This is a genomic window from Rufibacter roseolus, assembly GCF_017916365.1.
Taxonomy (GTDB): domain Bacteria; phylum Bacteroidota; class Bacteroidia; order Cytophagales; family Hymenobacteraceae; genus Nibribacter; species Nibribacter roseolus.
This window is the reverse complement of record NZ_JAFMSU010000001.1, coordinates 1,116,282-1,138,166: the sequence shown is the minus strand read 5'-3', so window position 1 is coordinate 1,138,166 and position 21,885 is coordinate 1,116,282. Positions and strand designations below refer to the sequence as shown.

At 54.1% G+C, this 21,885-nt stretch carries 15 protein-coding genes; 5 read left to right on the top strand and 10 right to left on the bottom strand.

Annotation, left to right across the window (positions count from 1 at the left end; genetic code table 11):
* Nucleotides 1–7: 7 nt before the first annotated feature.
* Nucleotides 8–481, bottom strand: a complete 474-nt coding sequence (locus J3P35_RS04715; RefSeq protein ID WP_210463206.1) for a hypothetical protein — start codon at nucleotides 479–481, stop codon at nucleotides 8–10.
* Nucleotides 482–793: 312 nt separating this feature from the next.
* Here J3P35_RS04715 and J3P35_RS04710 point away from each other — a divergent pair, with 312 nt between their 5' ends.
* A complete protein-coding gene (locus J3P35_RS04710; protein WP_210463205.1) occupies nucleotides 794–1,147 on the top strand; it encodes a hypothetical protein in 354 nt (117 codons plus the stop codon).
* On the opposite strand, the gene J3P35_RS04705 is transcribed toward J3P35_RS04710, so the two are convergent.
* The 9 genes from J3P35_RS04705 to J3P35_RS04665 all read right to left on the bottom strand — a co-directional run bounded on the left by J3P35_RS04705 (nucleotide 1,144) and on the right by J3P35_RS04665 (nucleotide 16,160).
* Nucleotides 1,144–2,754 carry a family 43 glycosylhydrolase gene (locus J3P35_RS04705; protein ID WP_210463204.1) on the bottom strand — a complete coding sequence of 537 codons (1,611 nt, stop codon included), beginning with the start codon at nucleotides 2,752–2,754 and terminating at the stop codon, nucleotides 1,144–1,146. The two genes, J3P35_RS04710 and J3P35_RS04705, sit on opposite strands and share 4 nt — an antisense overlap.
* A gap of 78 nt (nucleotides 2,755–2,832) precedes the next feature.
* Nucleotides 2,833–3,921 (bottom strand): glycoside hydrolase family 43 protein, encoded by a 1,089-nt coding sequence (locus J3P35_RS04700; RefSeq protein WP_210463203.1) that lies wholly within the window; start codon nucleotides 3,919–3,921, stop codon nucleotides 2,833–2,835.
* Nucleotides 3,922–4,118: 197 nt separating this feature from the next.
* On the bottom strand, nucleotides 4,119–5,288 hold the full coding sequence (locus J3P35_RS04695) for a cellulase family glycosylhydrolase (protein WP_210463202.1): 1,170 nt from the start codon (nucleotides 5,286–5,288) through the stop codon (nucleotides 4,119–4,121).
* A 107-nt stretch (nucleotides 5,289–5,395) separates the two neighbouring features.
* Nucleotides 5,396–6,544 carry a glycoside hydrolase family 172 protein gene (locus J3P35_RS04690; RefSeq protein WP_210463201.1) on the bottom strand — a complete coding sequence of 383 codons (1,149 nt, stop codon included), beginning with the start codon at nucleotides 6,542–6,544 and terminating at the stop codon, nucleotides 5,396–5,398.
* Between the two features lie 186 nt (nucleotides 6,545–6,730).
* A complete protein-coding gene (locus J3P35_RS04685) occupies nucleotides 6,731–7,798 on the bottom strand; it encodes a glycoside hydrolase family 43 protein (RefSeq protein ID WP_210463200.1) in 1,068 nt (355 codons plus the stop codon).
* 67 nt (nucleotides 7,799–7,865) lie between these two features.
* Nucleotides 7,866–9,089 carry a sialidase family protein gene (locus J3P35_RS04680; RefSeq protein WP_210463199.1) on the bottom strand — a complete coding sequence of 408 codons (1,224 nt, stop codon included), beginning with the start codon at nucleotides 9,087–9,089 and terminating at the stop codon, nucleotides 7,866–7,868.
* Between the two features lie 505 nt (nucleotides 9,090–9,594).
* On the bottom strand, nucleotides 9,595–11,406 hold the full coding sequence (locus J3P35_RS04675) for a T9SS type A sorting domain-containing protein (RefSeq protein WP_210463198.1): 1,812 nt from the start codon (nucleotides 11,404–11,406) through the stop codon (nucleotides 9,595–9,597).
* Nucleotides 11,407–11,485: 79 nt separating this feature from the next.
* Nucleotides 11,486–13,018, bottom strand: a complete 1,533-nt coding sequence (locus J3P35_RS04670) for a RagB/SusD family nutrient uptake outer membrane protein (protein WP_210463197.1) — start codon at nucleotides 13,016–13,018, stop codon at nucleotides 11,486–11,488.
* 22 nt (nucleotides 13,019–13,040) lie between these two features.
* The gene (locus J3P35_RS04665; RefSeq protein ID WP_210463196.1) at nucleotides 13,041–16,160 is read right to left on the bottom strand and encodes a SusC/RagA family TonB-linked outer membrane protein; all 3,120 of its coding nucleotides are present in this window, start codon (nucleotides 16,158–16,160) and stop codon (nucleotides 13,041–13,043) included.
* A 343-nt stretch (nucleotides 16,161–16,503) separates the two neighbouring features.
* Here J3P35_RS04665 and J3P35_RS04660 point away from each other — a divergent pair, with 343 nt between their 5' ends.
* The 4 genes from J3P35_RS04660 (at nucleotide 16,504) to J3P35_RS04645 (ending at nucleotide 21,601) form a co-directional block, all read left to right on the top strand.
* Complete coding sequence (locus J3P35_RS04660) at nucleotides 16,504–17,547, top strand: LacI family DNA-binding transcriptional regulator (RefSeq protein WP_210463195.1); 1,044 nt, start codon at nucleotides 16,504–16,506, stop codon at nucleotides 17,545–17,547.
* Between the two features lie 103 nt (nucleotides 17,548–17,650).
* Nucleotides 17,651–19,288, top strand: coding sequence for a sodium/sugar symporter (locus tag J3P35_RS04655; RefSeq protein ID WP_210463194.1), 1,638 nt, complete (start codon nucleotides 17,651–17,653; stop codon nucleotides 19,286–19,288).
* A gap of 89 nt (nucleotides 19,289–19,377) precedes the next feature.
* Nucleotides 19,378–20,544 carry a galactokinase gene (locus J3P35_RS04650; protein ID WP_210463193.1) on the top strand — a complete coding sequence of 389 codons (1,167 nt, stop codon included), beginning with the start codon at nucleotides 19,378–19,380 and terminating at the stop codon, nucleotides 20,542–20,544.
* 34 nt (nucleotides 20,545–20,578) lie between these two features.
* Complete coding sequence (locus tag J3P35_RS04645; RefSeq protein WP_210463192.1) at nucleotides 20,579–21,601, top strand: UDP-glucose--hexose-1-phosphate uridylyltransferase; 1,023 nt, start codon at nucleotides 20,579–20,581, stop codon at nucleotides 21,599–21,601.
* Nucleotides 21,602–21,885 lie beyond the last annotated feature (284 nt).

Sequence of the window (21,885 nt, the reverse complement as noted above, 5' to 3'; positions counted from 1 at the left end):
TTGAACTTTAGAAATAGACGAATTGGTTGACCGCCATGCGCGCATTGCCCACGTTAACATCCAAGGGCTGGGAACCTGTTTTGTAAGGCACCAGGAAAAAGGTGATAAACCCATTCTGTACCAGACTGAAGGTGTATACCAGCCGGTGGTCCTTCACCTCCACGGAGATCGGCTCAGGGATAATCTGGTCAATCCGTACTTTATTGATGTAGTCATTGTTGAAACTGACTTGCGCATTCTGCCCGCCGGGAGTTACATGAATCCGGAGCTCGGTGCCTTTCTCTACCCGCATGAACTTGTTGAACTCAAACCTAACCCTATGGGAGGTCACCGTCCGGTCACTGAGGAATCCCTTCCCGAAAAGCCCCAGCGCAGCGGCCGCCAGCACCAAAGACATGGCAATCCAAAATATCCGGGCCACCAGCCATTCCTTGCGCTGGAAGGCATAGTAATCCTCGGCCAGTGTTATATCCTTTTCCATATTCTGGCAAGTGTGAAACCTCAACTCTAGGTAGTACCCTGAACCAGACTTTAGGTTGCTTTTAGGTCTCCGCTTCCTGGAATTTATACCCTTAGGCAAGCCGTTCAGGGGTTAATTTTTGAAAAAGGGCCTCTAAACGACAGGTGTGGGGAAGTTGGAAAATCTGCGGTATGTGCCTTTTCGCAGGCTACCGCAGTACAGGTTGTTGGTGATAACACCAACAATGGCAGGATGACAAGAATATAGAAAGGAAACGTTTTGGGCCTATTCTTTGGAAAACGGCTAGAAAACCGAAACTGTAGGGGCAATCCCTTGTGGTTGCCCTTTGGTGGCAGCAAACGTGAAGGGCAACCACAAGGGATTGCCCCTACTTTGGGAATGCCATTATTTGCAATGAAATCATTCCCCTACCCCCTTCGAAGGGGGACGGAATACATGCCTGAAGTTGGCTCTATATCATCTGTTGTTGCCGTTGTTGGTGTTATCACCAACAACCTGTATTGCGGTAGCCGGCGCAAGGGCAACCACAAGGGATTGCTTCTACAATGCCAATTTTCCCGCCGCAATCAGCTTCAAATTAAAAAGGGTTTCGGAGCTGTTTCCTGGAAAACAGCCCCAAAACCCTTAGACAATAAGAATAAGCTATTGTTTCAATTCATCAGTTAATGCACCAACCGGTACCATTCATATACGGCGGAGGAACCCACCGGTCCTTTGGCGGTAAGGCCTATGCGCACGCCCCGGTCCCAAGGTGGCAGGAAATCGCCGTTTAGGGGGTTGCCTTCGTTCAGAGGATTCCAGGTGGTGCCGTCGGTACTCCAGGCGAATTGCAGTTGGTCACCTTTGGCGGCGGTGAGTTTGAATTGCAGCAGATCTCCTTTTGGCGCCGCTACTTTAGAGTGCACCGTTTCTTTATTCTCTTTCACCGTCCATAGCGTGATTTCCCCGTTCCGCACCGATACCCCGATGGCGTTCTGCGGGTCCCCGATGGCGGCCAAGCCGGCGGCTACTCCCTGGCCCAATTGTTTCTGGTTTACGGCAGTGGTGGCGGTATAGTCTGCCTCTATGGTGCGCTTTGATAACACACTGCCTACTTTCTCAGGGGTAGCCTGCAGCAGCAAGCGACCGCCGTTACCCGGCTGCACCGTGAACTTGGGCGTCTGCTCCACAAACCATTGCCAGGAGGGTGCCAGGGTGCTGGTCGTGAACTCTTCCTGGATGTCCAGTTCCTCTTTGGCGTTGGTGTTGTACGGCGCGGTAGCGGTTAAGGCAGGGGAACCGTTCTTGAACGATGGCCAGCCATCCGTACCCCATGTGATTTCGTCCAGCAAGCCTTGGCGGCCCGGGTACACGGTGCTGTTGGCGCTGTAGGCGTGATACAGGAAAAAGTCGCGGCCTTTGCCATCAGAGACTACGGTGCCGTGCCCCGGGCAGGTCCAGGTTTCGTTTTTCTTCATGATGGGGTTACCCGCATATTTCTCCCAAGGGCCGCGTATATCCTTCGCCCGGGCCACGCCCACGCCGTAGGTGCAGGCGCGTCCGCAGCAGGCATCACCGGCGTAAAACATGTAATAGTAGCCGTTGCGTTTGATGAGGGCCGGGCCTTCCACCAGACCGCCTTCCCAGGTTCCTTTCTCGTTCCGGAAGAGCTCAAACTTCTCGCCGGTGAGCGCGGTTCTTTCCTCGTTCATGCGCTGGCCCCAGAGCGGTGTAGGCTTGCCTACGCTGTTGGCGTCTTCTTTCCAGATAAGGTACAGGTCGCCTTTCTCATCTCTAATGGGGAAACCGTCAATGGAACCCACTTCCTGGCACACCAGCGGACCGAGATCGGTGTAAGGGCCGGTGGCTTTGGTGGCGCTGGCCACGCCTACGCAGAGGTTGCCGCCTTTCTTCTTGGCCGTGTAGTAGATGTAGAATTTGCCTTTGTCATAGGTGATCTCGGGGGCCCAGAAATGCGCCTCAGCCCAGTCTGGCAGCTTATTGGGGAATACGTGACCCACAGTCTCCCAGTCTACCAGGTTTTTGGAGCGCAGGATAGGGTACAATGGTGCCCACTCAGAAGAGGTGGCCGTGGCCCAGTAATCATCGCCCACGCGCACTACCGAAGGGTCGGCGTAGTCGCCGGGCAGCACGGGATTGCTGTAGGTCACCGCCTGGGTGGAGGTCACGGGCGCGGCTGAGGTCTCTGGGGAGGTAGTGCCCTGGTTCTTTTGACAGGAGGAAGCCAATAGCCCCAGCACTACGGCTGAGATGGAGAGGAAGTATTTTTTCATAGGTAAAGGAAATGCCAGTCTGCCGGTTGGTTCCGGCCCTGGGTTTGTAAACGGTTAACCAATTCAATTCAGATAGTTCTATTTCTGCCCCGAGGGCACCGGTATAGGAACCCCGGAGGGCACCGGCTCCCCGAAAACCGGATAGCCGTCTGCCGTCCAGGTAAATTTCTGCATCCGGATGTCGCGCTGCCAGCCAGGTTTTTCTGATTTCTTGGCGTGATAGAAAATCCAGTCCTCGGTGTTGTCCGGCGAGGTGGTGAAACTGCAGTGTCCCACCCCCAGTACGTTGGCGGTAGCCTGAAACACGGGCGCGCTTGACTTGGTCCAGTTACTCGCCACCATAGGATCGGCTAAGGTGTCTTTGAGGGTCAACTGCCCCAACCGGTATTCCTTGAGCCACGATTCGCGGCAGGAGTAAATCAAAAAGGCTTTCTCTTTTTTCTTCAGCAGCTCAGGCCCCTCGTTGAGGTCCAGTTCCCCACCGGTTTCCCAGGGCTCAGTGGGCGAAGAGATCTTGGCCCGGTTAGAGGCAATGGTCCAGGGATTGCTCATCCGGGCGATGTAGAGATGCTGCTTGGTTCTATCCGTCAAGGCATTCTTTTCCCAGCCCGACCATACCGCGTACAACTGCCCATTGAGATAGAACGGCGACACGTCAATGGCCCACCTTACCGAGGACGGGTTCTGCAGGCTGTCGCCGGTGTAGAGCATGCCTTTGTCTGCGTACGGCCCAAATGGACTATCAGTAGTAGACTCCAGCACGCCAGAGCGCTGGTGGATGAACGGCCCTCCCGGGTCTTTCCCGGCGGCGTAGTAGATGTACCATTTGCCCTGTAGGTAGTGGATCTCGGGGGCCCAGATGTTATGCGCATTCCAGCCGCTGGCGGGGGCTTTCCATACGGGCACCCGCTTGCCCAATTCGGTCAGTTTCGTAGATTGCGAGACATAGATAGAGCCGTTGCCGGAGCCGCAGGAATAGTACACGCTGTCTTTCTTCAGTACCCAGGGATCGGCGCCGTCCATGATGGGGTTGGTGAAATAAAGCGCGGATGCGGTCTCCCGGTCACCTGTAGCCACAGGCGCAGGCAGGGTGGCACTGGACTTACAACCCAGCAGCCACCCACCACAAGCAACTAAAAAGACTAACTTCTTTAAATGGGGATTCATACTTCTATTATAGCGCCTTCCTCCGGCCCGGGCCGGGATTATTCATTTTAAAACCCGCCGCCATCTGGCAGCTACCCTCTCTTTCTCACGATTCCCTTTTGCCGCCTTTTTTCTTAAAACAGGCCCAAAACAGTACCCGCACTTTGAAAGCAGTTTGGGTTGTATCATCAATTATTCAGGAGCAGCTCTTTACCAAATCACTGCGCGGCCACGGCCTTTTCTCTCACGCCGGTCATGCTTTTGATCAGGTCTACCTCGGCTTGGCTGTACGGCGTGCCGTCTGGCCGCAGGATATCGTGGAACCAGATTTTGGGCTCAGCGGTGTAGTTTTTGTCCCAACTGTCCCAAGGATAAATGGTCTGGCTTTTACCCGCCACAAATCCCCAGTTCACCATGCCTACGTTGTGCTTTTTGGCCACGGGCAGAGAGCTCTGGAAGGTGCTGCCGTTGGGCCGGGCCATGTACTCTGTGCAGATCATGGGCTTGCCGTAGCGCTTGAGCCAGTTGATGCGCTGCTCCAGGTATTGGGCACTGTCATAGTTATGGAAGGTGATGATGTCAGACTCATCCAGCATCACTTTCTCGATGGCCGTGAGCGAGTCTTCCCTTGACCAGTTCCCTTTCCAGACCGCCGAGGTCACCGGCTGCACCGGATTGGCGGCGCGGGCCCAGACAAAGCTTTTCTTCAGCAAAGGCAACACGTAGTCCAGTTTGTTGGGCAGTTCCTGCTTGCCGTAAGCCGAGCCCTGGTTCAGGTTGTCTGGCTCGTTCCAGATGTCCCAGGCCAGGATGCGGTCATCGTTGGCGAACCTTCGGATCACGCCTTTCACGTAGCGCTCCAGGCGCGGGTGCTGGGTAGAATCCTGCAGACCGGCAGATCCGGGGCTTTGCACCCAGCCTGAGTTATGCACGTGGGGCCGGGGCTCTCGCTGTTTCCCCAGTTTGGGGTTAGGGTCCCACACGGAGTCAAAGATCACCAAAATAGGCTTGATGTTGTGCCGCTGCGCGATGTCCAGAAACGTGTCCACCCGCTGCAGAAAACCGGCTGAGTCTTGCTGGTACAACAGGTCATGCAGGTACACCCGCGCCGTGTTCATGCCCAGGTCCTCCGCCCAGCCCAGCTCGCGGTTAATGGTGGCGGTGTCAAAACTTTCGGCCTGCCACATCTCCAGTTGGTTAATGGCGGTGCTGGGCGAGAAATTAGGCCCGATGATGAAGCCCTTGTCTTTGTACCAGGCTTTGGCTTTGTCTACACTCCAGACGGTTCTGGGTTTTACGGCGGTTTCCTGGGTGGTGGCATCTTTTCTGCCGCAACTCTGGGTTAACAAGCCGCAAACCAGGGCCAGCAGGTAGTACTTCCATTTCATAGTTCAGTTTCAGTTAAGTGCGTAGTTTCATTTCTTTGGCAAGACTTCTTGGGCTTTTCCCGCTTGAAGGATGTTTTCAAGAAATCAGGCTTTAAACAGATTGCTTGTCAGTTTACTTCCAACTCGTTTTTAGACGGCAGTTTGGGGAACGGCGCGTGCGGTTCAGTCTGGTACCAATACACCACTGAGCTGATATCTGACTGCTGCGGAAGGTACCGGTCTTCGCTGCGCCAACCCAGGTCCTGGATGGTGATGCGCAAATCTTTGCTGAACCGCACCGGGTCTACGATGTGCCAGCGGTACATGCCAAACCGTTGCTGCGCGTTGTACAGCCCATCAGGACGGATAACCTGGTGCAACCCGGCGTAGGCGGTGGAGTACGGCTCGTATTGCCGGGTTTTCTTGTTCTCGAAGTTGTAGGAGCCGCAGAAGTAGTCCTCTGTGCCGGTGCCGTTGATGGTAGGGAAATCTCTGTCGCCGTCCATGTAGAACTTGATCTCGCCCTCGCCCCACCAGCCGTTGTTGTTCACGCCCCAAGCCATGTAGGTGCCCACGTACTGGCCCTTGCCTTTGATACCGTCTACCAGGGTATACAAAGAACCTTTGGTGGGATTGTTGCGCCGGAACTGCGCGTGGAAATACGCGGCATCATTGGGGATATCGGTGAGAGTGTAGTCTATCTGGTAGAACAGGTTCATACGCTCAGAATGGGTGTTCTCCATGGTGATGCGGCACTTCTTCCTGAACGGCATCACCCAGTATGAGTTGAAAGCGCTGCCAGGGTTCACGGTCACGGCCAGAGAGTTCAGCGGCGCATACTCGCCCCAACCCATCCCGAAGAAATCGCCCACGGGCACCTCAATGGAAGGCTCTTTCTCGTCGTCCCAGTATACCCTTAGAATAGAGTACCGCCAGTTGCCGGTGGGGGTCATCCAGATGTGCTGGATGGCCCCGGAGCCGTCAATCTCGGCCAGAGTAACGGTTTTGCCCCCTTCAATCCAGATAAACGGGTTTACTTTCCAGCCCACGCCCAGTTCGCGCGCCTGGCGGCCGTGCACGCCTTTGTCTAAGGGCGCCATGCCGCCTTTGCCTTTCTCTCCGGTGAAGTTCTCCGGGCTGATGGAGCGGGTCTCAGCGTTGGAGGTACGGTAAAGGTTGCCTAGGTTCATCTCCAGGCCATTGAAGTTTCCGGACCGTTGCGCGAAAGCGCCCGTGGCCAGGCAGAGAATAGCGAACAATGAAAGTAAAGGTCTCATCAAATTCTATTTTGGTTTAAGTCCAACGGTATTTGGGTCAGGAAAGCCTTGGTCAACCTTGCGGGATTATCCCAGGACAGTCCCTGGCCTTTGCCGATAAAGAAGCCAGCGTTTATGGCCTGTTCTTCTAAAAACAGGCCATAAACCAGGTCCACTATAATTGCTTCGGCTCTTTTCAGGCAAAGGTTATTTCACTTCACCAGATGGCCGGGGAAGCGGCGTATTGATTTTCACCGGCTCGCCGAAGTTGGGCGTACCGTCCGCGTTCCAGGTGAACTTCTGGATGCGCGGGCTTCTGGTGTTGCCGCAGCCCTGGTTACTGAAAGAGTTGGCGTGGTAAATGATCCAGTCCTCGGTGCCGTCCGGCGACTTGAAGAACCCGTTGTGGCCCGGCCCGAAGGCGTTGCTCTCAGCCTTGGTAGCAAACACAGGCGCGGGTGACTTAATCCAGTCATCAGGGTTCATGGGATTGCCGTTGTCACGCAGGGTAAGGCGGCCCAGGGAGTAACTATCGGTCCAACAGCCACTGGCCGAGTACACCATGAAAACTTTTCCAGCCGCATTCTTGATCACCTCGGGGCCTTCATTCACCAGGCCGTTCATCTCCCAATTGAAGGTAGGCCTGGTGATCATGACGCGGTCTCCCTCCAGTGTCCAGGGGTTGCTCATCTTAGCAATGTAAATCTGCTGGATGCCCGGGTCATTGTTGCCCACCCAACCAGACCAGATGAAGTACAGCTGACCGCCGTGCTCAAACACTGATCCGTCAATGGCCCATCGGTCTGTAGTAGGGGTCAGTTTGCCTTTCATGGTCCAGGTGCCGGTGGTAGGGTCTGCGGCAGCATTCTCCAGCACGTACATGCGGTGATTCACATCATTCCCGTTATCAGCGGCGAAATAGATGTACCACTTGCCTTGCAAAAAGTGGATCTCGGGAGCCCAAAGGTTCTGGGAATATGGCTCTGAGACCCCAGGCGCGAATACGGTGGTAAAGGCCTCTTTGCCCAGTTGCGAGATGGTCTTGGTCTTGATCAAGCCAATGCGGTTGCCCAGGGTATGGGTGTAATAATAGGTGTCGTTCTGCTGGTACACCCACGGATCTGGTCCGCTGGGCAGCAAGGGATTGGTAAAGGTGTTGGATGTATTGGTTCCGGGGGTGACTGGTTTCTGTACTTCATCCGCTTCCTTTTTGCAGCTTGCGCCAAGCGCCAGAAAAAGGGTAATACCATACAGCAGCCGTTTGTAATGATGCATAAATTGTAAATAACTCAGTAAATAATTCTTTTATAACGCTCTCCTACCCTGTTGATTCCTAAGCGCCTCAAGGCCCTATGTGTCCTTCTTTTAGGTAGACCTCACTGTGCCCGTCACTGAAATTCCGGGTAGTAATTAACCAGATGGTGTTGGCGTCTTTCAGGAACATAGACGAGTAATAGGCGCCCTCATTATTGGGCAGGTTGGGCCAGGGGTAGGTAATGTTGGTAAAGTTCATGGCCGAGCTGTTGCCCACCAACACCAGCATGGTATTCTTTTTCCAGTCGGCGCCTACAGAGCGGCCACCGGCATCCTGGCAGGAGAGAATGGTCTCGCCAGACGGTAACTGGATGAGGTACGGAGCCCCGCCCCAGATATTCTGCGAAGTGGCCAGCCAGCGTCGGCTGTTGGCGGTGGTGCTGGGCCCCTGGTAGTTGAAGCGGGCCTCCAGCGAGGACCACACAATCCAGGGTGATTTGGAGTTCTTCACAGATTCAATGGGGAAGACAATGCCTTTGCCGTTGTTCAAGACCACCGGAACCGGCATGCCGTCGCGCATACCGGGGGTGTAGGCCACTTGCCTGGGTAGTTTCCAGGTGGCGCCGTTGTCCGTGGACCGCACCATCAGGATCTCCTGCTCTTGCGCGGTAGACCCTGGGCCAGCCCACCAACGGGCCTCGCTGGAATAGAAAATCTCAATCTCGCCATCAGGTAACTGCACCATAGACGGTTCCCAGGACCGGCCGGTAGCCACAATCACGGGCGGCCCAAAGGTCCAGCCCCGGTCATTGCTGATCCTGATCTGGATGTTGGCGTGGGCATTGTCATCTGGGTTGCCGCGGCCGGTGTAGGCCAGGATCACCCGGCCGTCTTTGAGCACCAGTATGTCTGGATTGGAGAAACCGTAGTAGCTGGGGTTGTTGTCGGCCATGAGTGTTTCGGGGGCAGACCAGGTGGCGCCATCGTCAATACTCCTCCTGATGGCGATGTTGTCCCACTCGTTTCCGGGCGTACCATAATGATACGTCAGCAGCAGCGTGTCTCCTTTCACACGACGCACCCTGCCGTACTCCGCAAAATACACGTCATGCGACAACTTGGTGCCCGTGGCGTTCCAGGTGATGTTTAAGGAAGTAGTGCTGTTGTCTACCGCCGGAAAATCATCTGCGTGTACTCCTGGGGTGGGGCCCGGTCCCGGTCCGGGATTAGGGTCATCATCCCCGCTTTTGCAGGAAAAGGTGAACAACACCCCCAGCAGCAGACACCAGACCTTCGTTTTAAGTAATTCCATTATTCAGGTAGTAAGCACCAGGCTCAGGCGATTTGCCAAACCCGGTGAGATTAATCCCCCTCCTTCCGCTCGGTTCAGAAAACCAAGCCGCTACACCATTGATTCCAGAAACAAAATGACCAGCAGGACCAGCAACGTTAGGACCTGCTTTCTCTTTTTCGCTTTTACAACCCCGCGTCTCATATAGACAATCATCTAGTGGATACAAACACACAAAGCTTCATACAACCATAAAAGCTTGGCCCACCATCACCTGAAAAGGAGGCGAGACAAAGGCCACCTGCAGTACCAGCCCGGAAAGAAGCCAGAACCGTTTTAAGGCCATTTTAGGTAAAATTGCCTTAAAACACCTTCTCAGGAAAATCCTGTGACAAACAGCAACACGGCCCTTGCACGGTCACCATTTGCCACAGGACCCATCCACAATTTCTGGCAAGCCGTTTGGGGGCCGATTTCTGCAAAACAACCCCAAAACGGCTTCTGCGACTTTCCGGTTGGTTCTGGTTTATTGGACTACAATCTTGCGGTTCTCTACGCCGCCTTTGTTGTCATTTACCTGCAGAATGTAGACACCCGGCGCCAAAGCCAACTGCACGCTGTTCATGGCGCTGAGGGTTTTCACGGTACGGCCGTCCAGGGTAGACACTTTCAGGTTGTACTTTTTGCCTTTCTCCAGCTTCACATTGATTCTGCCCGGAGCAGGGTTAGGATACACCTCCATGTTCAGGTCCAGTTTCTGGTCAGCGATGCCGGTGAGCACGCCGTTGGTGATGGTGAAACTGGTCTTCATGAAAGGTGACCCCATGAAGCTGTTGTCTATGGCCTGCACTCCGTAGCGGTATCTGCCCTGCGGCAGGTCTTTGATGGTCCAGGAGGTGTTGAGCTGTATGTTGCCCATTTTCTGCACCATCAGTTTACCGGTGGTGGTGTCTGCCATGGGGTGGATGTACACTTTGCCGGCAGCGTCTTGCAGGAAAATGTTGTAGGAAAGAGAGTTAGCAGAGGTGGTGGCGTCAGTGGCGGCGCTCCAGCTTAAGGTAACGGCGCCGCCGGTACCCATGGTGGCTTGCAGCGTGGCCGGCATGGCAGGCGCGGTATTCACCGTAGTAGCGGGGTTCACCACAATCACCGATACCTTGTCATTGTAGGCGCTGTTGGCTCCGTTGAAGTTGTTGCCCGAGAAGCCGGTGAGCATCAGGTCCAGGTCGCTGTCGCCGTCAATATCAGCTACCTCAATGGAGCTTTCTGACACACCCGGCAACCGGTCATTGTTGGCCATGGCTGTGAAGGTACCTGCGTTGTTCAGGAAAATGGCCGTGGCCTGTCTTTTGGCGGTGTCATCCCAACCGGTGACAATCACGTCCAGGTCGCCGTCATTGTCCCAGTCGGCGAAGCGGCCGCCGTCACCCACGGCAATCTGCCGGTAGGTAGAGAAAGTGGTAGCCTGGGCGAAAGCGCCGGCGGTGTTTTTGTACAGGCGGTAGATATCACTGGAAGGTTCCCCGTTGGCGCCGCCGTCTCCGTTCAGGAGCAGGTCCAGGTCACCATCGGCATCATAGTCGCCCCAAACGGCGCCCCCGAATCCTTTCTGGATGAGGCCCAGGTCACGCACGGCAAACGTACCGTTGGTGTTCACGAACATCTTGGAAAAGCGGCTATTGCTCACCACCTCAAAACCATTCACGAACAGATCCAGGTCACCGTCTTTGTCAAAGTCCACGGTCGAAATCTCGGGGTCAATGAACTTGAAATCATTGAACTGCGCCGACTCGGTGAAGCCGCCAGACTTGTTATTGAAGTAGATTTTGGCCCGGGTGGCATCATTGGCCGTGTTGTTCGCGTTCCCGAAAGCATAGATATCTGTATAGCCGTCGTTATTCAGATCGGCGAAGCCGGTGCCGGGAGTTACCTGCTGAATACCGGAGTTGGCTACCTGGGTGAACACGCCGGCGGCGTTTGACTTGAACAAGGCTGTAAACGGCGTAGCCCCAAAACCCGACTGCAGCAGGTCCAGCCTGCCGTCATTGTCTACATCGCCCCAGTCAATGGAAGCAAACGCCCCTGCCAGAAAAGGAGAAGCTGTTTTGGTGAAGTTTCCGGCGCCGTCATTGATAAACAATTGCACGAAACGCTCCGTGCCGGAGACCTCGCCCATGATGAGCAGGTCCATGTCTCCATCGCGGTCAATGTCCACCGCCGACACGTCACCGTGCTGCACCGGGAAGTTCAGGTTTTTCATGGTAAAGCTCTGGGCGGAAGCCTCTTCCTGCTGACTTAACAATCCCAGACAAAGCAAAAACGGTAGATATTTTTTCATATGTTTTGGTTGATGGTTTCAGAAAACGGGTAAAAAAAGGCCGTGGAGCTTGGGCAGCTCCACGGCTTTACTTCAAAGATCAATAACCGGGGTTCTGATTTAGATTGGGATTAAGGTCCAGCTCCAACTGAGGGATAGGCAAGAACTCATCCTGCCCAGGCGTGAAGGAGTTGAAGGCTGGGTCTCTCTGTTTGGTAGTTGGAGAGGTGAGATCTCCCCATCTTACCAGATCATGCCACCGCTGCCCTTCACCAGACAACTCTAGAAGCCGCTCATGCTTGATTTGCTCCAGGAACTGCTCCTTTGTGAGGTTAGGCTTCACGTCTGACAGTCTTGCCAAACCTGCGCGCTGGCGTACCCGGTCTACATATTGATAAGCCTTGGCAGTATTACCGGTCTCGTTCAGCACCTCGGCATACATGAGCAACACATCTGCGTAGCGGATGTAGCGCCAGTTGTTAGGTGAGTTGTATTCCTCGGTGTTTTTCCAGTTGTCATTGAGGAATTTGCGGAACCATACCCGGTCATTGTTGGCACCGTAGCGTTGCGCGAAAGTCTGGCCGTACACCATGGTAAAGGCCGGACCTCTTTCATCTGTGTAGTCAAAGAGGAACGAGGCTGCCAAACGCGGATCACGGGCACCGGTGGTGGTTCTTTCATTAAACTCATCCACTACCCATCTGCGGGCCTCCACGTCTGACCAACCCACGCCCGGAGGAGACATGAACTTAGCCAAAGACTGGCCATAGTTCAGGTTATCGGCCCGCGGGTCTGTGTCATCGTCATGGTTTTCTGCGGGGTTCAGGGCAAACTGCCACTCAAACACAGACTCTTTGTTGTTCTCAGAGGTAACCAGGAAGTTGTCGCGGTAGTTAGGCATGAGGTCATAGATATTTCTGCCCTCATCTTCTACCAACCATTTCAGCGGAGCCACGGCTTCTGCGTACTTATGCTGCTGCATGTACACCTTGGCCAGCAACGCGTAAGCAGCTCCTTTGGTAGCCCGGCCCAGGTCGGCAGAGCCGTAGGTGGCGGGCAGTACTGCGGCTGCATCTGTCAGATCCCGCTCTATCTGGGCAAACACCTCTGCCTGGGTTGCAGTGGGCGGCAAGTCACCCACCACAGACACCTTGGTGATCAATGGAACGTTGCCGTAGATGGTAGCCAGGTGGAAGTAGAACATCCCCCGCAGGAATTTGGCCTCGCCAATGTAGCGCTGCTTCAGGGTCTCATCCATCTCAATATTGGGCACATTGTTAATCACCTGGTTTGCCCGATTCACGCCAATGTAACTATCCCGCCAAAGTGGCCCGTAGGTATCGCCCAGGTTGTAATCCGTTACCAGGAACTGGTCAAAGTTGTTCACCAGGTGCGAGGCCGGGCTAAGGCTTCTGCCTTCATCTGACCTGCCTATGTAGTACCAGGGCAGGAAGCGGGACATGCCCCGGTGCAGGGTACTGTAGGTGGCGTTCACCCCCAGCAGAGCATCGTTCGGGGTTTTCCAATAAGCTTCCACGGCCAGTTGGTTCGGATTCTCTATATCTAAATCCTTATCGCAACTGAACATGGCCAAGCCAGCTGCCATCAATGAATATGTTAGAAACTTTTTCATATGCCTTTCTATTTACACTTAATTAAAACCCGGCCTGAATACCCACAGAGATAACCCTTGGCGATGGCCAGTGTCCATTATCCAACCCTCTTTCCCGGATACCACCAGTCACGTCAGGATCAAGCCCTGAATAGTTGGTGATGGTAAACAGGTTCTGACCGCTCACAAAAAGGCGGGCGTTTGAGATTCTGGCTTTGGTGAGCAGACTTGCCGGCAACTCATAACCCAACTCAACATTTCTGAAACGCAGGTAAGAAGCTTCTTCTAACCAGCGGTCGCTTTCTGCCCGGTTGTTGGAGATGATACCCTGGTCATCTGTCTCCAACCCTATTCTTGGATCACTGGTATTGGTGTTGGTTGGTGACCAAGGGCTCAGGTCTGAGCGGAAGTTGGTGTTCTGGTAGATGTCCAGCGCTCTTCTCACATCATTGTAGATGGTGTAGTCAAACACCCCCACCAACTGCACGTTCAGGCTGAACTGCTTGTAAGAAGCGTTGAACTGCCCACCGGCTTGCAGAGAAGGCCAGGGAGAACCTGCGAAATCTCTGTCGTCGTTGTTGATCTGCCCGTCACCGTTCTTATCAATGAATCTGATGTCACCTGGCTTGGCATAAGGCTGGATCACGGTACCTTCGGCACTAACGTGGCGGTTGATTTCGTCCTGGTTTTGGAAAATCCCGTCGGTTCTGATCACGTACCACTCTCCAACCGGACGGCCTACCGCTGAGCGGGCATTACCGGTCTGGATAAAGGAAACCCCTTGGCCCACTTCCTCTACTTTGTTTTTGATGGTTGTGGCGTTGGCCGAAACATCCCATCTGAAGTCACTAGTGGTGCTGCTTCTGTAAGTGGCGGCAATCTCAAAACCTTTGTTTCTGATAGAAGCGGTGTTGATGAACGGGTTGCCTTGCAGGTTACCCAGGTAGCCAGGTACGTCCAGGTCCAGAATAGCGTCTTTTGACAATGAGTTATAGACGTTGAACTCCAAAGAGACTCTGTTGTTGAGGAAGCTGGCGTCTATACCAAGGTTCTGCTGCACCCTTTCTTCCCAGTGAAGGTCTGGGTTGGCCAGACGGGCGGCGTAAGCCCCGATGTAAGGCGTCTGGTCTGTCCCGAAAATAGCCCGGGGGCTGTTGTTGATGTAAGCGGTGTAAGGCCAGGAACCCAGGTTTGGCACCACAATCCCTAGTTTACCGTAAGAAGCATTCAGTTTCAGGTCAGACACCCAGGGAGCGTTGAAGAAGTTCTCTTCGCTGATTCTCCAACTGGCGGCCACTGACGGGAAGAAACCTCTTCTGTAGTTCGCCCCGAAACGGGAATCCTCATCTACCCGGCCGGTTAAGGTAAGCAGGTAGCGGTCTTTGAATGAGTAGTTCACCCGGCCCAGATAACCAAATATCTTGTAGTCATCACCCAGACCGCCGCCGGCAGAGGCCGTTCCCGTGGCCGCGCCAATAGTGGTATAATACTGACCGTTGGCATACAGCAGGTTGGTTCTGCCGCCGGCTGTATACTGTCTCTCTGCCTGTTGCTGGCTAATCCCTACCACCCCGTTGATGGAGTGATCCCCGAAGGTTTTGTTGAAATTGAGGGTGTGCTCAAACAGCGTGCTGAGGTATCTTGATCTGTCTTCAGTGATCTCACTTGGGTAAGAAGTGGCGTTAAATTGGTACACCCCTGTTTTTCTGATGCGCTGCAAATGGTCAAAGCTCACCTCTAAACCCACGTTGAATTTATAGCTGAGCCAGTCCACCAGCTTCACGTCTATATAGGCGTTACCCACCAACTTGGCGAACTCTGTTCTGTAGTTGCGGTAATTGCGCACCGCCACCGGGTTAAAAGCATAGGTCACAGCGCTGGTAGATCCAATGCCGTAACCGTCCGGGTTAGACGGGGTAATGTAGGAAGGATCCTGCACCGGGATAACCGGCAGCATAATGGCCATGTCATAGATGGGGTTGCCTTCGCCCGGAGACTTTGCGATGGAGTTGGTCAGCACCATGTTCTCGCCAAAGGTAACCCGGCCTTTCTGGCTGCTGGTATTCACCCGTAAGCTACCTCTGTCAAAGGAAGTGGCTTTCACAAATCCTTCGTTCCTGAAATAGCTACCTGAGATAAGGTAGTTACTTGTAGCCGTACCGCCAGACAAAGAAACGTTGTAATCCTGCAGGCTTCCGTTCTGAAGGCTTTCATCCTGCCAGTCTGTGTTGATGGCTGGGTTGAAAGTACCCTCGGCCACACTTGGCAGCGGGGTTCTGTTTGAGTTCTGGTACTGCATGCGCTGCATGGCGGCAAACTCGCTCGCATTCATCACATCCCAGCGCTTAGGGATCTGCTGCACCCCGTATTTGGCGGAGAAGCTAACTTTTGCCGGCCCTTCTTTTCCTTGCTTTGTAGTGATGATCACCACGCCGTTGGCGGCACGCGCCCCGTAAATGGCCGCGGCAGAAGCATCTTTCAATACCTGGATAGAGGCGATGTCATTGTTGTTGATGGTAGTGTTCGCGTCGGCGATCATTCCGTCAATCACATACAGTGGGTCGGTGTTCAGGAAACTGGCGGTTCCCCTGATCTCAATTCTGGCGTTGGCGCCGGGCACCCCTTCGGTTCTTACCGTTACCCCGGGCGTTAAGCCCTGGATAGACTCTGCCACCGAGTTGGCGCTCACTCTGCTGGCGGCCTCTGGGCTCACCACCGAAACCGCGCCGGTCAGGTCACTTTTGCGTACGGTCTGGTAACCAATCACTACCACCTCATTGAGGGTCTGCTCATCTGGCTGCAGGGTGATGTTGATAGAAGACTGCCCTGCAATAGGCACTTCCTGCGAGGTGAAGCCAATATAGGAAACCACCAGGGTGCCGTTCTCCTGGCCGCTGGCCAGGGAGATTGTGAAATTACCGTTGGCATCTGTAGAGGCACCGTTGCTGGTTCCTTTCACCAATACCGTTACCCCGGCCAAACCTTCGCCCTGGGCACCAACCACTTTTCCGGAAACCGTTCTGCCCTGCGCCTGCGCTTCATAGGCCAGGGAATTAACCATCAGGCAGACCATCAGCATCAGGAGCCAGTGGCCTATTTTACACCTCCCCAGATGGTAGAGTCCATTGCCCAAGGACATTTCATTGCGTAACTTTTTTTTCATGTAAGAAGAGTTAAGAGTTGTAAAAGCGATCCACTTCAGATTTTAAGACCTATAAGATTCTTAAACAAACAGGTGAGCGGGCATCAATTAACGATTTCGCAAATTAACGTAATCGATTACGTCGCATATTTACAAATTGGCAATTTAATTTCCTAATCACACCCCTCTAACTCTCTCGTTTTCTTATAATATTTATTATTTATGGCTTATTTTTTAAAGAATAAAGACAAAATACAGGTGTTAAAATGACGCTTTATTAAGATTATGTAAAATACAGAGTCAAAAATACCTATTTGCGAAATTAATAAATTTTAAGATATATTTACGTAATCGATTACGTAACATGAGCAGAACCACCATTCATGATATTGCGAAGGAACTGAACACAACAGCAGCGACGGTTTCCCGTGCCCTTAACGACCATCCTTCTATCAGTTCTGCCACCAAAGAGATTGTAAGAAAAGCGGCCCAGAAACTCAATTACCGGCAAAACCGCGCCGCATCCTCCCTTCGCTCGGGCAAGACCTACGTAATTGGGGTGATCATTCCCAGTGCAGAAATCAGCTTCTTCGGGTCCGTTATCCACGGGATTGAGAAAGTGGCCAAAAGCCAGGGGTACAGCGTTCTGCTGTTCCAGACAAATGAGTCTTATGAAGATGAGGCGCAGGGGATACAGACCTTGCTGCAGTCTAACGTAGACGGCATCATTGCCTCCATTGCCAAAGAGACCACCCGGTACGACCATTTTCAGGAGGTGAAAAACCGCAAAATCCCGCTCATCCTGTTTGACCGGGCCATAGATGAACTGGATGTACCAGCCGTGGTCATAGATGATTACAAGGGCGCCTACATGGCCACTGAGCACCTCATCCAGCAGGGTTACCAACGCATTGCCCACATCTCCGGCCCGCAGCATATCCAGATTTTCCATGAGCGGCTGCGCGGATACGTAGATGCGCTCAAAGCCCATAACTATAAAGTGGACGGCGACCTGATCACCTACGGGAAGGTCTCCATAGACTCGGGCCGCAAATGCACCGAGGCTTTGCTCAACCTGACCAAAAGACCCGATGCCATTTTTGCGGTAGAGGATTTTACTGCCCTGGGCGCCCTGCAGGCCATCAAAGAAACCCCCTGGAGCAAGCCCGGCCAGATTGGCCTGGTAGGGTTTGCGAACGAGGCTTTCAGCGCCTACATCACCCCGGGCTTAACCACCGTTGACCAGCAAACCGCCCTCATGGGCCAGGAAGCGGCCAATATATTCATGAACCTGCGCCAGGAAGAACCTGCCCTGGTGGACCTTCCGCAGAAAATAATCCTTGACCCGGTTTTGGTTGTACGCCAGTCTTCTCTGCGCAAAAAAAACAGCCGGCGCCGGACAGAATAGAAAAATCTTATATTGCGATTATATAAGATTATCATTAAAAAGATAACTTCACCAAACGGTATATCATTTTCAACTAACAAACAACTGATTCACTCTCCTCTTTATGGGCTTACAAACCATTGACTACATTGTCTTCCTAACCTACTTCTTTATTGTATCGGGGTACGGCTACTGGATTTACCGGCAGAAGAAAGCCGACCACATGGACTCCAAAGAGTACTTCCTGGCCGAGGGGTCGCTGACCTGGTGGGCCATTGGGGCTTCCCTTATCGCGTCCAACATCTCTGCCGAGCAGTTCATCGGGATGTCGGGCTCAGGTTTCGCTATGGGCCTTGCCATTTCCACGTATGAGTGGATGGCTGCCGCCACCCTTATTGTGGTAGCCGTGTTCTTCATCCCAATCTACCTGAAGAACAAGATCTACACCATGCCGCAGTTCCTCTCGCACCGGTACAACGATGCGGTGAGTACCATTATGGCGGCTTTCTGGCTTTTGGTGTACGTGTTTGTAAACCTTTCCTCTATCCTGTATCTGGGGGCTCTGGCCATTGAGACCATTACGGGCATAGACTTCTATTACTGTATGTACGGCTGCGCCATCTTCGCTATTTTCATTACCCTGGGCGGTATGAAAGTGATTGGCTACACAGACGTAATTCAGGTGTTTGTACTGGTGTTGGGCGGTCTGGCCACCACCTACCTGGCCCTTGACCTGGTATCTCAGCAATTGGGCGGCTCCGGCGCCTGGGACGGTCTGGTGCACCTGCGCCAGCAAGCCGGCGACCACTTCAGCATGATCCTTTCTGAGAACGAGATCATGATCCCGAACGGTGAAGGCGGTACCCGCGACGCCTACATGGACCTACCCGGTCTTTCCGTACTCATTGGCGGTATGTGGATTGTGAACCTGAACTACTGGGGCTGTAACCAGTACATTACCCAGCGTGCTTTGGGTGCTGATTTGAAAACTGCCCGCAGTGGTCTCCTCTTCGCCGCTTTCCTGAAACTGATGATGCCTATTATTGTGGTGTTGCCGGGTATTGCTGCTTACGTACTGCACAAGAACGGTATGTTCCAGGCCGAGATGGCGAACGAACTGGGCCACGTGAAGCCCGACCACGCTTATCCGGTGCTTCTGAACCTGTTGCCGGTTGGTCTGAAAGGTCTTTCTTTTGCGGCATTAACCGCGGCTATTGTGGCCTCCCTGGCTGGTAAAGCCAACAGTATCTCCACCATTTTCACCCTGGACATCTACCGCAAGTACTTTAACAAAAACGCCTCAGAAACAAGATTGGTGACCTTTGGGAAACTGACCGTGGTGGCGTCTTTCATCATTGCTATTGTGGTAGCCCCGGTACTGCGTAACCTGGACCAGGCGTTCCAGTACATCCAGGAATACACCGGCTTCATCTCGCCGGGTGTGTTTGCCATCTTTGCGCTGGGCTTCTTCTGGAAGCGTACCACTTCTCCGGCAGCCTTGACCGCGGCGGTATTGACCATTCCGTTGTCAACCTTTCTGAAATTCCAGTTCCCTGAGATTCCGTTCTTGGACCGGATGGGGATTGTATTCGTGGTCTGCGTGCTCCTGATGATCATCATCACCTTGCTTGATCCTAAGAGCAAGCACAACCCCAAAGGACTGGAGATTGATTCCTCTATGTTCAGGACTTCTACCTCGTTTGCCGTAGGCTCTATCATCATCTGTGGAATTCTGGCCGCCCTTTACATCATATTCTGGTAGAAGAAATCCATCAAAAGAAAGTTGTTTACGTTTACCTCTAAAGGCATAGCATTTCAAAGTGCTATGCCTTTAGGCTTAATACAGATATTATGGTTGAAGACATTGTTGCCAAATTCAAGAAACTATACAAATCGGAACCGGTAGTAGCCCGCTCCCCGGGCCGGGTAAATCTGATTGGAGAGCATACTGACTACAACGAGGGCTTTGTGCTGCCCGCCGCCATTAACAAGGAAATTTACTTTGCATTGGCGCCTAACGGTACCCAGACCATGCGGGCGTACGCCTTTGACCTGGAAGAAAGTGGCGAGTTTGACCTGACCAACGTGCAGCGCACGGATATAGGCTGGGCCAACTACCTGTTGGGCGTGGTGGCGCAGTTGCAGAAGGCCAACTACGAGGTAAAGGGCTTTGACCTGGTGTTCGGGGGCAACATTCCCATCGGGGCGGGGCTTTCCTCCTCCGCGGCGGTGGAGTGCGGCCTGGCGTACGCCCTCAACTACCTTTACGCGTACGGCATAGAGCGCTTTGACATGGTGAAGATGGCGCAGAAGGCCGAGCACGAGTACGCGCTGGTGATGTGCGGCATCATGGACCAGTTCGCCAGCATGTTCGGGAAGCGGAACCACGTGGTGAAGCTGGACTGCCGTTCCCTGGAATACCAGTACTACCCCTTCAACATTGATGATTACCGCATTGTGCTCTGCGACACGCAGGTGAAGCACTCTTTAGCGTCTTCTGAGTACAACACCCGCCGCCAGGAGTGTGAGACCGGCGTGGCCCTGCTTCAGAAACTATACCCACAGGTACGCAGCCTGCGTGACGTGACCGAGCAGATGCTGGAACGCCACCAGGATGAATTTGACCCCATCGTCTACAAACGTTGCCGGTACGTGGTGCAGGAAAACCTGCGCGTGGAAGACGCCTGCGAGGACCTGGAGCGCGGCGACCTGGTGGCTTTCGGGCAGAAAATGTTCGCCTCGCACCAGGGCCTGCAACATGACTATGAAGTAAGCTGCCCCGAACTGGACTTCCTGGCCGACCGCGCCCGGGAATCTGACGCGGTGCTGGGTGCCCGTATGATGGGCGGTGGTTTTGGGGGCTGCACCATCAACCTGGTGAGACTGGATAATTTGGATGAGTTCACCCGCCAGATGACCGAGGCTTACCAACAACAGTACAACATCACGCTAAAGACTTACGTGGCCGAGATTGTGGACGGCAGCAGCCTGGTCCCGATTGATTTCTCCAAGCGCTAGGCCCTACGTTTCCCATTCCAATACAGAATAGACTATGAATTCATTTGATATCACCGAGCACTCGCACCGCCGCTTCAACCCGCTTTTGGGGGAGTGGGTGCTGGTCTCGCCGCACCGCTCCAAGCGCCCCTGGCAGGGCCAGCAGGAGTCTACCGAGCAGGACACCCGCCCCGCCTACGACCCCACCTGCTACCTGTGCCCGGGCAACGTGCGCGCCAACGGCGAGACCAACCCAGACTACCCCTCCACCTTCGTCTTCACGAACGACTTCGCCGCCCTGCAGGCCGAGACGCCCGCTGGCTCCTTTTCCAAGGGCCTGCTGCGGGCGGAGAGCGAGCGGGGCATCTGCAAGGTCATCTGCTTCTCGCCCCGCCACGACCTGACCCTCTCGGACATGGAGACGACCGAGATCAAAAAAGTCGTGGACCTGTGGCAGGCGCAGTACCTGGAGCTGGGCGCCATGGAGGAGATCAGCTACGTGCAGATCTTCGAGAACAAGGGAAGCGTGATGGGCAGCAGCAACCCCCACCCGCACGGGCAGATCTGGGCGCAGAGCTCCGTGCCCGGCGACCCGGCGAAGGAGACCGTGCAGCAGGAGCGCTACTTTTCAGAGAATGGCCGCAGCCTCCTCTCTGACTACCTCGCCTTGGAACTGGAGGAGAACACCCGCATCGTGGCGGAGAACGGGTACTTCGTGGCGCTGGTGCCCTTCTGGGCGGTGTGGCCCTTCGAGACCATCGTCATCCCCAGAAGGCACTTCGGGCACTTGGGTGAGATCACCGAGGAAGAGAAGCTCGCCTACGCCGACATCATGAAGCGCCTCTCCTCAGTGTACGACCGGCTGTTCCAGACCTCGTTCCCGTACTCGGCCGGCCTCCACCAGGCGCCGACCGACGGCAGGGACTACCCCGGCTGGCACCTGCACATGCACTTCTACCCGCCGCTGCTGCGCTCGGCCTCGGTGAAGAAGTTCATGGTCGGCTACGAGCTCATGGCCGAGCCCCAGCGCGACATCACCCCCGAGAGCGCCGCCGAAAGACTCAGGACCCTGCTGTAGGCTATTTCTAGGCTGTTTAAAAGAAATCAGCCCGAAAACATAAGACGAAGATCTCACAGGTTTCAAAAACCTGTGAGATCTTTTCATTTAAAGAGAGGTAGTTGGCACAGACGCTCGCAGGTCCTCCGGACGCTACGAGGTCTTTTAGCTTGGTATAAGCATAATGGCTTCCTGGCGCAGGGTAGCACAAAGTCGTTTTTGGCTCATTTGAAAGAAAACAGGCCCAAAACGGTTTTTCACGCATCTGAATAGGCTACCGCCCGTACAATCCCCACCTATTCAGA

What these genes read in the sequence shown, in the direction of transcription:
- J3P35_RS04715 (WP_210463206.1), bottom strand. Translation starts at nt 481, where the DNA reads ATGGAAAAGGATATAACACTGGCCGAGGATTACTATGCCTTCCAGCGC.
- J3P35_RS04705 (WP_210463204.1), bottom strand. Translation starts at nt 2,754, where the DNA reads ATGAAAAAATACTTCCTCTCCATCTCAGCCGTAGTGCTGGGGCTATTG.
- J3P35_RS04700 (WP_210463203.1), bottom strand. Translation starts at nt 3,921, where the DNA reads ATGAATCCCCATTTAAAGAAGTTAGTCTTTTTAGTTGCTTGTGGTGGG.
- J3P35_RS04695 (WP_210463202.1), bottom strand. Translation starts at nt 5,288, where the DNA reads ATGAAATGGAAGTACTACCTGCTGGCCCTGGTTTGCGGCTTGTTAACC.
- J3P35_RS04690 (WP_210463201.1), bottom strand. Translation starts at nt 6,544, where the DNA reads ATGAGACCTTTACTTTCATTGTTCGCTATTCTCTGCCTGGCCACGGGC.
- J3P35_RS04685 (WP_210463200.1), bottom strand. Translation starts at nt 7,798, where the DNA reads ATGCATCATTACAAACGGCTGCTGTATGGTATTACCCTTTTTCTGGCG.
- J3P35_RS04680 (WP_210463199.1), bottom strand. Translation starts at nt 9,089, where the DNA reads ATGGAATTACTTAAAACGAAGGTCTGGTGTCTGCTGCTGGGGGTGTTG.
- J3P35_RS04675 (WP_210463198.1), bottom strand. Translation starts at nt 11,406, where the DNA reads ATGAAAAAATATCTACCGTTTTTGCTTTGTCTGGGATTGTTAAGTCAG.
- J3P35_RS04670 (WP_210463197.1), bottom strand. Translation starts at nt 13,018, where the DNA reads ATGAAAAAGTTTCTAACATATTCATTGATGGCAGCTGGCTTGGCCATG.
- J3P35_RS04665 (WP_210463196.1), bottom strand. Translation starts at nt 16,160, where the DNA reads ATGAAAAAAAAGTTACGCAATGAAATGTCCTTGGGCAATGGACTCTAC.
- J3P35_RS04660 (WP_210463195.1), top strand. Translation starts at nt 16,504, where the DNA reads ATGAGCAGAACCACCATTCATGATATTGCGAAGGAACTGAACACAACA.
- J3P35_RS04655 (WP_210463194.1), top strand. Translation starts at nt 17,651, where the DNA reads ATGGGCTTACAAACCATTGACTACATTGTCTTCCTAACCTACTTCTTT.
- J3P35_RS04650 (WP_210463193.1), top strand. Translation starts at nt 19,378, where the DNA reads ATGGTTGAAGACATTGTTGCCAAATTCAAGAAACTATACAAATCGGAA.
- J3P35_RS04645 (WP_210463192.1), top strand. Translation starts at nt 20,579, where the DNA reads ATGAATTCATTTGATATCACCGAGCACTCGCACCGCCGCTTCAACCCG.